This is a genomic window from Shewanella sp. TC10, assembly GCF_009663145.1.
Lineage (GTDB): Bacteria > Pseudomonadota > Gammaproteobacteria > Enterobacterales > Shewanellaceae > Shewanella.
Genome location: NZ_VKHR01000003.1, coordinates 58,167 through 72,530 on the forward strand (window position 1 = coordinate 58,167; position 14,364 = coordinate 72,530).

Consider the following 14,364-nt stretch of genomic DNA (forward strand, 5'->3'; position numbering starts at 1 on the left):
ACTCCGTCATATCCACTATATTTGATTATAAATGGATAGAGAAAATTAGTGATTTAGTGATGCCTTTTCCTTTTGATAAGGCATCACATTTCAGTCAAATTAGGCTTTAACAATCTTCACAGGACACTTCTTGAAGTCCGTTTCTTTCGATAACGGATCCGTTGCATCCAGTAATAGTTTGTTCACCAACTGTCGAGCATCAAAGAATGGCATAAATACCACGCCAACAGGTGGCTTGTTACGGCCCTTAGTCTCAACACGAGTTTTCACTTCACCACGTGGAGAAATTACTTTCACTTCATCACCATTTTTAAGGCCGCGACTACTCGCGTCTTTAGGGTGCATGAATACCTGTGCATCAGGGTAAGACTTATGCAGCTCTGGTACACGAGCTGTCATACTTGCTGTATGCCAATGCTCAAGTACACGACCTGTAGACATCCATAGATCAAACTCTTCATTTGGCTCTTCCGCTGCTGGCTCAAATGGCAGTGCAAAAATAACCGCGCGTCCATCAGGTTTACCGTAGAAGTTGTAGCCTTCTCCAGCTTTAACGTATGGATCGCTTCCTTCAACGAAACGACGAACCGTCTCTTTACCATTCACAACAGGCCAACGTGCCCCTCGGTTTTCATGGTAAGTATCAAAGTCTGCTAAATCATGACCATGACCACGGCCAAATTGAGCATATTCTTCGAATAGGCCTTTTTGGATGTAGAAACCAAAAGCGTCATTCTCGTCGTTGAAGTCACCTTTACATTCAGAGGTAGGGAATTTATCCACTACGCCGTTTGCAAATAAGATGTCATATAAGGTTTTTTCGGCTAACTCAGGTTTTTTAGCAACTAACTCTGCAGGCCATACTTCTGACACTTTAAAGCGCTTAGAGAACTCAACAAGCTGCCATAAGTCAGACTTAGCACCTTCAGGTGCTTTAACTTGCTGGTGCCACATATGAGTACGACGTTCAGCGTTACCGTATGCACCTTCTTTCTCAACCCACATAGCTGTAGGAAGGATTAAGTCAGCAGCAGTTGCTGTCACTGTTGGGTATGGGTCTGATACCACGATGAAGTTTTCTGGGTTACGGAAACCAGGATAAATTTCATCGTTAATGTTTGGACCCGCTTGCATGTTATTGGTACACATAGTCCAGTAACAATTTAGCTTGCCATCTTTAAGCATACGGCTTTGAAGTACCGCGTGATAACCAGGTTTTGGCGGAATCGTGCCTTCAGGCAATTGCCATAATTCTTCAGTCATTGCACGGTGTTTAGGATTAGTTACAACCATGTCCGCAGGTAGACGATGCGCGAAAGTACCCACTTCACGAGCGGTACCACATGCTGATGGTTGACCCGTTAGTGAGAACGGGCTGTTACCAGGGGTTGCAATTTTACCGGTTAACAAGTGGATGTTATAAAGCATGTTGTTTGCCCATACACCACGAGTATGTTGGTTAATACCCATAGTCCATAAGCTCATGATCTTGATGTTAGGATCAGCATACGCTTTTGCCATTTCTTCAAGATTTTCAACAGGCACACCACTCATTTCTGATGCATATTCAGCAGTGTATGTGCTAACAAACTTAGCGTACTCTTCAAAAGTAATTGAATTGAATTTACCGTTACCTGGATTTTTTGCTTTTTGCTCAAGCGGATGCTCAGGACGTAGCCCGTAACCAATGTCGGTAACACCTTCAGCAAAGTTAGTGTGCTTGTTTACAAAGTCTTTGTTTACTGCATCGTTTTGAATGATGTAATTTGCAATGTAATTCAATATTGCTAAGTCAGACTGAGGCTTAAATACCATTGCATTGTCAGCAAGTTCGAAGCTACGGTTTTCGAAAGTAGATAAAACGTGAACTTTACTGCCAGCATGGCTCAAACGACGATCTGTTAAGCGTGACCATAGAATTGGATGCATTTCAGCCATGTTCGCGCCCCAAAGCACGAAGTGATCAGCAGCTTCAAAGTCATCATAGCTACCCATTGGCTCATCAATACCAAAGGTGCGCATGAAACCAACTACTGCTGACGCCATACAGTGACGAGCATTAGGGTCGATGTTATTGGTTAAGAAACCTGCTTTATGCAATTTAGATGCAGCATAACCTTCCCAAACCGTCCATTGACCAGAGCCGAACATACCAACAGAAGTAGGACCTTTTTTAGCGATGCTTTCTTTCCACTTGTCAGCCATAGTGTCTAGAGCAACATCCCAACTAACAGGAGTGAAATCACCTTCTTTATCATACTTGCCATCTTTCATTCTTAATAATGGCGAAGTTAAACGGTCTTTACCGTACATGATTTTAGAAAGGAAGTAGCCTTTAACACAGTTAAGACCTTTGTTAACTGGGCTTTCAGGATCGCCCTGAGTCGCAACAACTTTACCGCCTTTTGTTCCGACTAAAACACTACAACCTACACCACAGAAACGACATGGGGCTTTATCCCACTTTATTTCTGCAGCTTTCTCTTCTGCTTGAACCATTTTGATTGGTAATGCAAGCCCAACAGCCGACGCGGCTGCTGTAGCGGCATTGGCTTTTAGAAACTCGCGACGGCTTATGCTCATGGTGTTTCCTCACTCTTTGCTGTTAGTTGTTAGCCCTTAAACAGGCTAATCATCGTTTTGTGTGCCAAATAATGGCTTTTCATCTCTATAGAATTGAGTTTAAACCTCACATTTCGCAAGGGTATACCTCGCAATGAGTATACTGAGTGTTTGTTGTTGTAGATCACATTTTATCATGTGATCTACAACACAATTTAGAAGTTAGTCAGTCACTTATTTAGCGGGTGTTAATTTAAATGATACATTGATTCTAGGCCAATCTGGCGGAAAAGTAGGTAAAATTAGGGGATAAAAGCCAATTTTTTAATTGTTTTTATTTTGTGCAGTAATTGATTTAAATTTAATCGCTGGTTGATTGTCGAATTGGTAGTATCAATCTGTTTACCTCAATTGAAATCTTTAAAATCGAACAAAATTCAGCCAGCAGAGAACAACTGGCCTTAGTAGCCTGTTAGCTCCATATATCCATCGCCACTGTGACTACCTATAACACTTATAGGTCCTTCCCAATAAGGAATTGATAATGGCATATTACTGTCTGGGTTAAGCGCGTTAATCGTGACATCTATTTGCTCACTGGTAATCGCTAATTGCCAGCTAGTAGGGTATTTACCACTGTCAGTTTGTTGCCAACTCAGTGGTGTCATGGAAATATCATCAAGGGATTGTGCACTGCTAATATTTCGCCCTGAACCATCGGCAAACATCCTTCTTGCGCTATAAAAAGCTGGAGTATTCTCATCAGCCCCGCGCAGTTGAAATACCATTAATGCAGAACCATCATCTAACCTGATTGAAAACCAATCCCAGCCTTGTTGAGCTTTAGTGAGAAATTGCGAACTCCACTCTCTATCTAACCAAGCCTTTCCTGTTACCAATTCCTGTTTTCCATTTCGGGTAATGGTGCCGCTTAACTCAATAAAAGGCTGGCTGTAATAATAAGAGGCAACTGCAGCATCAGCACTTTTAATGCTAAAACCTTTATCTCCCTGCAGCTGCATAGGAGCATCGCTAGTTAAAGATAATTGATAACTAAATTCATCGGTGGCGACAGATAATGTTGCAGGGAAAAGTCCAGTGGTTTCACTCACCCACTGCCAGTTATCTAACTTAACTGTGAATGGGTCTGCGCTAACATCAGCAAGATTTGGATGGCCTCGAGACCATTTTTCTGCTGCTAGATGATGACTCTTTGAGGTTATGGCTGCATGGGACATGTACATTTGAGACGTTGCCCAATCTGAATTATGTTCAGTGTTTTGCTGAGAATTATTGGCAGCAAGTGCAATTCTAAATTGAGTCCATTGGATACCTAGTTTTTCGCCCGACTGTGTCTGCATATTGGCGGTTAAATACCACCACTCTTGGCGAAAGTTATCATGGCTTAAGTGATCATCAGGAAAAGAAAACTGGTAGCCCGAAGTGACACTGTCATAGTCATCTAATTGAGATGATGGTTCGCCGAGCAGCCCACCCATACTGAGGGGGGAGGTTGACTCAGGTTGCTGACAAGCTCCAACAGCTATAAGTGCTAACAACACAAGCCATAGATGGTTTACTGTCCGCTTCATTTTAAATGCAGGCAAATTCAATTGACGAAATAATGGCTTCATATTGCCTCCTGCTGCAGACTTTTTATTAATGGTTTTCTAGTCTGCCAGTAAAGTGGAATACCGATTGCGGCTGCACTGGTTGTTAAAGCAATAACCACAACACGAATATAGGCAGGCCAATCCCATAACATAGCAATACTCCAACCAAACGCCTGTAGGGTAACCTTGTTGATCAATAGATAACCCAACACTGCACCAGTAGGCAAAGCCACTAAACAAGTCAGTAGTACTATCAACTGCATCTGCACGAATGTCATCAGTCTTAACTGGCCTTTAGTGATGCCTAATGCATAAAGCCTTGCTAGTGGTGCTTGTCTTGCTTGGGTAAGCATTAAACAAGCACTGAATAAGCCTATAGCTGCGACGATTAAAGTTAAGCTGTTTAGTACCATAGTGATTGAAAATGTTTGTTTAAACATGGCTATAGCTTGCTGCTTTATCTTGGCCTGATTGTACATTTGGGCGCTTGAAATAAGCTTGCTGTCGACTAATATTTGCTCCAGTTCACTGATATCACCTTGGTAACTGGCTGCAATGCTTTTAGGCATTTCGGGTAAACCGACTTGTTGCCATAAAGTCTGGTCGATGACGACTTGCCCTTTGGGATTACCATAATCAAAAAATATTCCGCCAATGGTTTTAGGGGATGTACCTTGCTGTGTTTCTTTTTCCGCTGATTTTTCAAAAGCTGCAATGCTAAAGCTATCTCCAATATTTAAGTCGTACTTAATGGCGATAGGCTCACTGATGAGAATTTGATTACCTGCTCTGAACTCTGACCATAAATCATTGGTTTGAGATTTTAATGAACTGGTGACTTGGGTTGAGTATAGGTCTCTGGTGACTAACTCAATTGGCATGTTTTGGTATTGTGACTGAACTGTCCATTGAGTATATACGCCACTGACTTTGTCTTTATCATTCAAAAAATCTTGAATTTGGAGGATTTTGTCACTTGATGGACGCATGTATAAATCAGCATGAAGCCGACTCTCAAGCCAAGTTTTTAGTGTTACCTCAAAACTACCCACTAAAGTATTCATCGATATATTGGCCGTTAATGCTAGCAGCATAGCCATCATGGCTAATGACAAAGGGCCTATTAGCTCTTTGGTCTCAGCAATCATGTAATGCCATATCCCAGCAGGAAATAACCGAGCTAGCCATTGGCTTATCTTATAGATAGTCAGAGGTAATAAAAGTGGAATAGCAATGATAACAATGCCCATGAGGCCTAAACTGACTTGATATTGTTTTGCAAAAGGAAAAGCCAACGCGCAGCCAATCAAGCCAATGACAGCAACGGAAAATTGAATACGGTGGATACGAATAAGCTGTCCCACTTGACTGACTTTAGTGCTTATTCTCGCTAGAGGTTGATTGGTGAGTTGTCTATATAAAGGCAGGCAAGCCAGTAAACCTGCAAATAATGTCAGTCCCATCGCCTGTGCAAGCCATTGCCATTGCCAGGAGCCGGGCATGAGTCTAGCGCCATATAGCTGTTCTAATGTCATGGCAACCATAGGCTGTAACCACAAACTGAGCTGTAACCCTAATATAAAACCTAGGATTGAACCGATTATAACCAGTAATGCTAACTCGCATATTAATGCCAGCATCAGGTAATTTTTTTGAATGCCAAGCTGAAGTAATTGAACCAATAACCTTTGGCGCTTCATTAAGCTATATCGGACGCCGTTATAGGCAATAAATAGCCCTACAACAAAGGCCAGCATGCTCATGGCGTTAAGATTAAGATGAAAACTACGGGTTAACTCTTGTAGTGCTTGGCCTTGATCTTGTTCTGTGATGTCGGCTTGTTGCTGTAATAAGTCTGCTTGATTTATACGGGTAATTAATTGGTCAGGTTTATCAAATAGAGCGATATAAGAAAGTTGATGGGGTTGGTTTAATAATTTTTGCGCTAAGGAAATATCAGCGACGATGGCGTTACCGAGTCCAAAGTCATCGTCTAAACCGATGACTTCAAGCTTGATATCGGGAGCTTGTTCGTTGCTAGGGTCTTGTAAAAAGAACTCGCCATTAGGTGCGACTTTATTTGCCAATGATTGGCTCATTAATAATATATTTTCAGCTGCCACCAGTTTGGCAATCGGAATATTCGGATTGACCAAGTTACTGTTGCTATTGCTATTGCTATTGCTATGGCTATTGCCGCTATCTGCCTTGTTATCACTTGAGGATACTTGAGTGGTTTGTAGATTAATCGCAGCAAATAAATCACTGCCTTGAATTTGCCAGCGTCTGCCTTGTGGGTCAACAACCAAGCCATTCACAATGGCTAGGGCATTGCTAATGCCTGATTGTCGTAATCGAAAATAAACCGCTTCATCAAGGTAGCGCGCTCCTGCGTTTGGAGTGATTAATAAGCTCGCCCGTTGGCTGAGAAGTTCTGTGGCTTCACTGTAACTTCTAACTGCATTTTCGTTGGTTGATTTAACCCCTATTAACAAAGTAACGGCTAATACTATGCCTAATAAAATAGCGCCTGCTTGCAAAGGAGCGTGTCGGTAATGAGCGAAGAAAATACCTAAACTCAAACCCACTTCAGATAATGTGGTTATCCTTGAGTGGCGATTGTTATCAAGAGCGTCATTCGCTTGAGACGATTGATTACTCATGAATTTTACCTTGCTCTAAATGCCAACGTCTTTGCATGTAATTCGCGCAGGAGTCGCTATGTGTCACCATTAATACCGTGGTATTAGCGGCTTTGGCTAGCTCGCAAAGTAATTGCATTACTTGCTGACCGGCTTTTTCATCGAGATTACCTGTGGGTTCATCCGCAAGTAGTAACGCGGGTTTGTGGACTAGTGCTCTTGCAATTGCAACGCGTTGTTGTTGGCCGCCAGAAAGGGTTTCTACAGGCCTAGTCAATACATCATTTAGCTCAAGCATATTAATCAGCTCGTCACACCATGAGCTCCATTTAAGCTTGTTCAACTGCAAAGGGAAGCGGATGTTGTCGATGACATTGAGGGGCGTCAATAAGTTAAATTGCTGGAATACAATGCCTAGTTGCTGACGGCGAAAGTGGCTCCAATGACTGTCCTGCCATTCTTTGGCTGGCTGATTTAGAAGTCGAAGTTCACCAGTATCGATTTTTTCAAACCCAGCAATGATATTCAGTAAGGTGCTTTTACCAGTACCACTTGGTCCTGTTAGTGCAATAGTATCACCAGTGTTTAAAACTAAATCGACACAATCGAGTACTTGATGATAGTGGTCGCCATCAGTAAAGCCCTTTGAGACTTGTGATAATTGGCTAACAACATGGCGAACATCTGATTGCATGACAAGTTCCAGTAAGTCTATTAATTACATCATCATACGTTAGTTTTTAAGTTATAGATCGATCTTAAAATGTAATTATATTTTTTATAACCAGGCTGGTTGATTGAACTAGAGGTTTTAATTGCAACTTTAGTTGTAACTGTCGCGAACACTGACTAGGCTTTAAAACAGCAGGAATTTAGGGCTAAGTGTATTGTTTAAACTATATTTGTAATTGCAATCATAAGCTTAAGAGTTATAGTGGTAGAGTGTTTTTTGAGCAGTTTAATCCTTCTTATGATGTATTGGTAAATGTCAGTCCATAACGTAGTGTGAATATATGCTTAGTCGGTCAAGTTACGGATAACAGCTGGGTTAAATTGATATCAACCAAATTTTGACTTGTTAACGAGACTTGTATTTATGGACAAAAATAAGCAAAGGTTACACAGTTTTAGAAGTCGAATTTTGGCCTATATAGCATTGCCGCTTATCTTAATTATGGCATTGGTGTATGGGTTTAATGGTTGGATTAATTACCAAGAACATGAAAAAGATGTCTATCAACGTCTAGAACAGCAAGCCGTTCTTTCTGCTAATCACCTTAGTTTTGTTTTGGATTCAGTTCAAAATACCACCCGCGGTTTGTCTGATTACTTAACCTATGTTGATAGTGACAATTTATACGATGACATTGATAAAATTGAAAATTTATTAGTTAATCGCCTTAAACGTAACCCTAGTATTTTTGGAAGCGCAATTGCTTACCGCCCTAATTTTCTAACTCAAAAACTTCGTTATGCTCCTTACGCTTACCGTGAAGGTAATAACATCAATATCCTCGATATTGGCGCAGAAGCTTATGACTATACTGATGGCAGCTGGAGCTGGTGGACAGATGCGATAGCAAGTCCAACAGGCGTGTGGTCTGAACCTTATTTTGATGAAGGTGCGGGTAACATTCTTATGATGACGTACTCAAAAGCATTTGGTGATGCAGGCGATCGTTACGGAGTGGTCACAGCAGATCTGGCTTTGAACAAAATACCGCAATTAATGAAAATCCCCAGTAAAAACTTGGTGCTTTTAGATGGTAATGACAAGGTCATTTTTTATGATTCAAGCAACAGTGATTTAAAAGGTAGCAGTGATAAATGGTTATCTGATGATCCACAAAATGATCAACTTAAATCGTTCCTTACTAATAATATTGCAGGCCAAACTGAGGCGGTAACGGTTTCTGGAGATCGTTTTCTCGTTAGTGTGGCTAATATTTCGTCGTTAAAGTGGCAAGTGGTTATCGCGACGAGTGATAACGAGCTTAACCAATATTTCTTATCTAACTTCTCAAGATTAGCTTTTGTTCTATTACTGCTATCCATAGCGTTGTTATTAACCAGTGTTTTGGCATCGAAACGGTTAAGTCGACCCTTAGAAAATCTTGAAATCGGCATTATGGATTTCGGCGAAGGAAAAATTGAACGATTGGATGCTAATAGCACCAATATTTCAGAAGTGTCCACTTTAACAAACAAGTTTAATCAGCTAGCGGATTTACTCGCTGAAAGAGAGTTGGCGTTAAAGGACTCTACTGGTAGTCGATTTGCAAGCTTGATTGACGGTATGAGTGATAAGTCATTTTATTGCTCGTTAGATCCTCAAGGACAATTGGCGCAAGTCAGTGATGGCGTGATAAAAGTACTTGGAGTAGATGCCGATACGCTCAAGCGTAAATATCAGCGCATGTTCACTATTGATCCCATTAATGAGCTGAATTGGAATTATATGGAGCAAGCACTTGCTGGGAGTGGAGTTCCTGCTCATCAGGTTGAAATGCTAGCTGCCGATGGTGCCATTAGGCGACTTGATGTATTTATGCAGCCTTTGATGACTGATTCTGGTGAATTAATTTCTGTCGAAATGCTATTTACTGATGTCACTGAGCAATTTTCAGCTGCGCTTTGGTCGAATGCAGTTATTGAGTCATCACCTCAAGCAATGCTGATTGTGGATGAGCAAGGCGGGATTATTTTCACCAATAGCCGTTGCCAAGAGTTGTTCGGTTATCAAGCTGATGAGCTATTAGCACTCAATGTTGAGTTACTCTTTCCTGAGCGTTTTAGGAAAAAGCATGATGCGGTCAGATCAGTTTTTTTAGAACAAGGATTAACTCGGTTTACGACACCTAAAGAAGGGTGGGTGGTATTAAAATCAGATGCAACTGAAATACTGGTGGAAATTAATTTAGCTTTATTGCCAATAGCCCATGATGGCAAAAAACAAATTGCAGCCACTATTCGTGATTTAACGAGCCAAATGGCAATTGAGCGCAAGATTAAAGACAGCGAAAACCGCTTTAGAGGATTAGTTGCCAATATTCCTGGTGCGATATACCGAACTCGAATCGATGACCATTGGGTCATGGAGTATGTCAGTAACAATATTGCTGATATCACTGGTTATCCAGCCACCGATCTGATTGAAAGCCAAAAACTGAAATTCAATACTATTATTCACCCCGATGACGATGCCGATTGTTTCACGGCAATATCTCAGGCAATTGAAACTCAGCAAAACTTTGATGTTGAGTATCGTATTTTTCATCGTGATGGTAGCGTCAGATGGATACATGAGAAGGGGAAAGCCAGCTATGACGAGCAAGGAACGCCCTTATGGTTTGACGGGAGTATCAATGATGTCACTGAGAGCAAACAGGCTCTAGAAGCGATTCAAAACTCACAAAAGCAGCTAGAAAATATCACCGAATCATTACCTAATTTAGTGTATCAAATGATATGGCATTCTGAGACTGAGCGGGAGTTCAGCTTTTTGTCGGAAGCCTGTATTAGCATCATTGGTTTTCCGCGTGACATGTTGATGCAAGATTTTGATTTACTGGTAGGAAGAATTATTGATTCAGAAAGGCAGACGATAATTGATGACTTATCGGGCAAAAGTGAACAAGGGTTACATTGGGTAACTGAGTTTAGGTATCAACATCCCTCTGGTGAAATTATTTGGCTGCAAGCAGGCGCAAAAGGTCAAGCATTGGCAAATGATTCAGTACTCTGGAATGGGTACTTAATGGATATTACTGATCGTAAGAATGCCGAGAAACGTTTAGCTGATAGAGAAAGGCACTTACGCACTCTGCTTAACACTGCAGAAATGGGTATTGTGAATATTGATAATCACGGTGTGATCATTAACTGCAACGAGCACTTTGGCCGCAATATCGGCATAAACTCGAACGAATTAGAAGGGAAACTCTTTTTCGAGTTTATGGTTGTAGACGATAGGGGATTAGCCAGAGAGCGGTTTGAGTTATTGATAAATAGTGCATTTGAAAACTTTAATATTGAACCGAGAATGCTTAGCCAAAGTGGTGATGTGATTTGGATGGATATGACCTTTGCTGCCATAAAGAATGATCAAGGTGAGGTGACCTCTAGCGTGGTTTCAATGGCAGATATTACCACGCTAATGACGGTCTCAAATGAGTTAAAGTTAGCTAAAGATGAAGCCGATGCAGCAAGCAAAGCTAAAAGTGATTTCTTAGCCAATATGTCCCATGAAATAAGAACGCCAATGAATGCGATCATTGGTATGTCTCATCTTTGTTTGCAAACGGATTTGAATAAGAAACAACATAATTTTGTTGAGAAAATAGAGCGAGCATCTAAATCCTTACTCGGAATTATTAACGATATTTTAGATTTTTCAAAAATTGAAGCTGGCAAAATGGAAATTGAAATTGTGCCGTTTCAGCTTGACACCATGTTGGAAGATCTTAGCGATATGTTTGCAGTGAAAGCTGCCGATAAACAACTTGAATTGCTGTTCTCCGTTTCTCCCAATATCCCAAGCCATTTAATGGGCGACCCACTAAGACTGAGCCAAGTGCTGATTAATTTGATGAATAATGCCATCAAGTTCACCGAGCGTGGAGAAGTGATTTTAGCGATCGATTCTATTGCACAGCAAGGTGATGAACTTGAGCTCAAGTTCAGTGTACGAGACAGTGGTATAGGCTTGACGCCTGAGCAATGCAATAAGCTGTTTAAGTCATTTAGCCAAGCCGATAGCTCAACAACCCGAAAATATGGTGGCACGGGGTTAGGGTTAGCGATTTGTAAGCAGTTAGTGGAGCTGATGGGCGGAGATATTGGCGTAGAAAGTAAACGAGGTGTCGGCAGTACCTTTTACTTTACCGCAAATGTTAGTCAAGCAGATGACTTACAACTTAAAGTGACCCAAGAGCTGGAGGGTATGGAGATCTTAGTTGTCGACGATAACCAAACCGCACGAGATATTTTACATACTATGCTTAAGAGCATGGGCTTTAATGTTGCGCTAGCTAAGGATGGTACCGAAGCAATATCCATGTGCCATTCTAATGATTATCAACTAGCTTTAATAGATTGGAAAATGCCTGGTTTAGATGGATTGCAAACCGCTGATACTATAATTAATCAAAGCGCAAACCCTCCTTTGACCATTATGGTATCAGCCCATGCTACGGCAGAATTTACTGATTCTATAAATGAAAAGGGCATTAATGGATATATCACCAAACCGGTAAGTGCTTCTCGTTTGCTGGATGCCATTATGTCTGCATTAGGCAAGCAAGGTCATATGCCTGTGCGAGCGAAAGCAAGTGAACTAAATGAAACCTTGTTACAACAGTTAAGTGGCAAAAAAGTCTTGTTAGTCGAAGACAACGACATGAACCAAGAAGTGGCATCAGAATTTTTAGAACAAGTCGGTATCGAATTAACTATTGCTGATAACGGCCAAATTGCATTGGATAAACTTACACAGCAAGACTTTGATTTAGTATTAATGGATTGTCAGATGCCCGTAATGGATGGGTACACGGCAACTGAACAAATTCGTAAAAATAGTACTTATGAAACACTCCCCATTATTGCTATGACTGCCAATGCTATGGCAGGTGATAAAGAAAAATGCCTAAGTGTTGGGATGAACGATCATGTTGCTAAACCAATAGAAGTTTCATTGCTGTATCAAACCTTGCTTAAATATTTAGGTGAAAATGTTGCCAATATTGAATTGGAGAGCGCTCAAAACCTATCTTCAAATAAGGTAGAAACTTGGCCGCAGCATCCTGATATTGATGTCGATCGTGGTTTGCAGTTAGTACAAAACTCAGCAAGGTTATATCGGAAAATATTGACACGTTTTGTTGAGGGGAAACGTAATATTGCTTCACAAATATCAGCGGCCGTTGATGCTAACAATCAAGAAGACGCGGTTCGTTATGCTCATACTTTAAAAGGATTATCAGGCAACTTAGCCAGTAATAAACTCTCAGAACTAGCAAAAGATCTTGAAAAAAACTTGATTGACGAAGTGGCATTTTCAGTTGAACTTAATGCCACTGATGAATTGGTTAAATCAATATGCGAAGCGATCGATTTATGGTTAAACGATAATCAACCCATTACGGAAACTGAGACGGTTGAGCTTATAAGTAATTCTGAGTTTCTTGAATCATTAGATAAGCTTTTATTGTTACTTGATGACGGTGATGCGAGTTCAATTGATGTAATGGATGACATGCAGCAACAAGTTAATCCACAAACCTGGGAGCTGCTTAAGCCTGTAGGGGTAATGATTAAAGGTTATCAATTTGAAGAGGCTGTAGAGTTTATTCAAAAGATTCGCAAAAATTTTGAGTCATCGGCAGATTAATATTAAACAGGAAATAGGTAATTAACATGGAAAAAGCAACCGTGCTGATAGTTGATGACACTCCTGAGAATATCGATATCTTAGTGGGTATTCTCGGCGGAGACTATAAGATTAAAGTGGCAATTGATGGGCCTAAAGCGCTCGCATTAGCTCAAAAATCTTCACCTGATTTAATATTGCTTGATGTGATGATGCCTGGCATGAATGGTCACGAAGTCTGTCAAAAACTGAAAAGTGAACCGCTTACTTGCCACATTCCAGTCATTTTTGTCACTGCACTTTCTGATACTGAAGACGAAACTCAAGGCTTTGCCCTCGGCGCTGTTGACTATATTACTAAACCTGTAAGCCCTGCTGTGGTTAAAGCAAGAGTGAAAACCCATTTAAGCCTATATGATCAACAGCGTTTGCTGGAGTCAGAGGTCGAACTACGAACTAAAGAGCTTAAAGAAACACGTTTTGAAATTATTAGAAGATTAGGGCGAGCTGCTGAATACAAGGATAATGAAACAGGATTACATGTTATCCGAATGAGTCATTACGCGAGGTTACTGGCAAATGCAGCTGGACATTCTTCTCGATTTTGTGAGCTGTTATATAACGCCGCGCCTATGCATGACATTGGTAAAATTGGCACCCCAGATGCGATTTTAAAAAAACCAGGAAAGCTCGATGCTGACGAGTGGAAAGAGATGCAAGCACATGCTGCCATAGGAGCGGCTATTATTGGTGATCATGATGACCCTTTATTACAAATGGCGAAGAGAATCGCCATTAGTCACCATGAAAAATGGGATGGCAGCGGTTACCCAAATGGGCTTTCTGGTGAAGATATTCCTATTGAGGGAAGAATAATTGCCATTGCTGATGTATTTGATGCGTTAACCTCCGCAAGGCCCTATAAAAAAGCATGGACTGTAGAAGACACCATAGGACTCATAGAAAAAGAGTCGGGGAAACACTTTGATCCACAGTTGGTGGAACAATTTAAGTCGGTGTTAGATGATGTTAAATCAATTAAAGCGGAGCATGAAGAAACATTTTAACTGCCATTGAATAAGTTTGCCTTTAATAAAAAAAGGATAAATACATAAGGTATTTATCCTTTTTTGTTAGCGTATTTGAGCTTAAATTACGCTAGATAACCACTGACTCAATT

At 40.9% G+C, this 14,364-nt stretch carries 6 protein-coding genes; 2 read left to right on the forward strand and 4 right to left on the reverse strand.

Annotation, left to right across the window (positions count from 1 at the left end; translation table 11 throughout):
• Window positions 1–99: 99 nt before the first annotated feature.
• The 4 genes from napA to FNZ24_RS01595 all read right to left on the reverse strand — a co-directional run bounded on the left by napA (window position 100) and on the right by FNZ24_RS01595 (window position 7,511).
• Window positions 100–2,583: a nitrate reductase catalytic subunit NapA gene (gene napA / locus FNZ24_RS01580; protein WP_153912674.1), complete on the reverse strand. Its 2,484-nt coding sequence runs from the start codon at window positions 2,581–2,583 to the stop codon at window positions 100–102.
• A 440-nt stretch (window positions 2,584–3,023) separates the two neighbouring features.
• Window positions 3,024–4,154 (reverse strand): lipocalin-like domain-containing protein, encoded by a 1,131-nt coding sequence (locus FNZ24_RS01585; RefSeq protein ID WP_153912743.1) that lies wholly within the window; start codon window positions 4,152–4,154, stop codon window positions 3,024–3,026.
• A gap of 38 nt (window positions 4,155–4,192) precedes the next feature.
• Window positions 4,193–6,838: an ABC transporter permease gene (locus FNZ24_RS01590; RefSeq protein ID WP_153912675.1), complete on the reverse strand. Its 2,646-nt coding sequence runs from the start codon at window positions 6,836–6,838 to the stop codon at window positions 4,193–4,195.
• Entirely contained in the window at window positions 6,831–7,511 is a 681-nt protein-coding gene (locus FNZ24_RS01595; RefSeq protein ID WP_153912676.1) for an ABC transporter ATP-binding protein, read from the reverse strand. Before FNZ24_RS01595 ends, FNZ24_RS01590 begins: the two co-directional genes overlap by 8 nt.
• A 402-nt stretch (window positions 7,512–7,913) precedes the next feature.
• Between FNZ24_RS01595 and FNZ24_RS01600 the strand changes: the two genes are divergently transcribed.
• Window positions 7,914–13,205, forward strand: coding sequence for a PAS domain S-box protein (locus FNZ24_RS01600; protein ID WP_153912677.1), 5,292 nt, complete (start codon window positions 7,914–7,916; stop codon window positions 13,203–13,205).
• A 26-nt stretch (window positions 13,206–13,231) separates the two neighbouring features.
• Window positions 13,232–14,251: a response regulator gene (locus FNZ24_RS01605; protein WP_153912678.1), complete on the forward strand. Its 1,020-nt coding sequence runs from the start codon at window positions 13,232–13,234 to the stop codon at window positions 14,249–14,251.
• Window positions 14,252–14,364 lie beyond the last annotated feature (113 nt).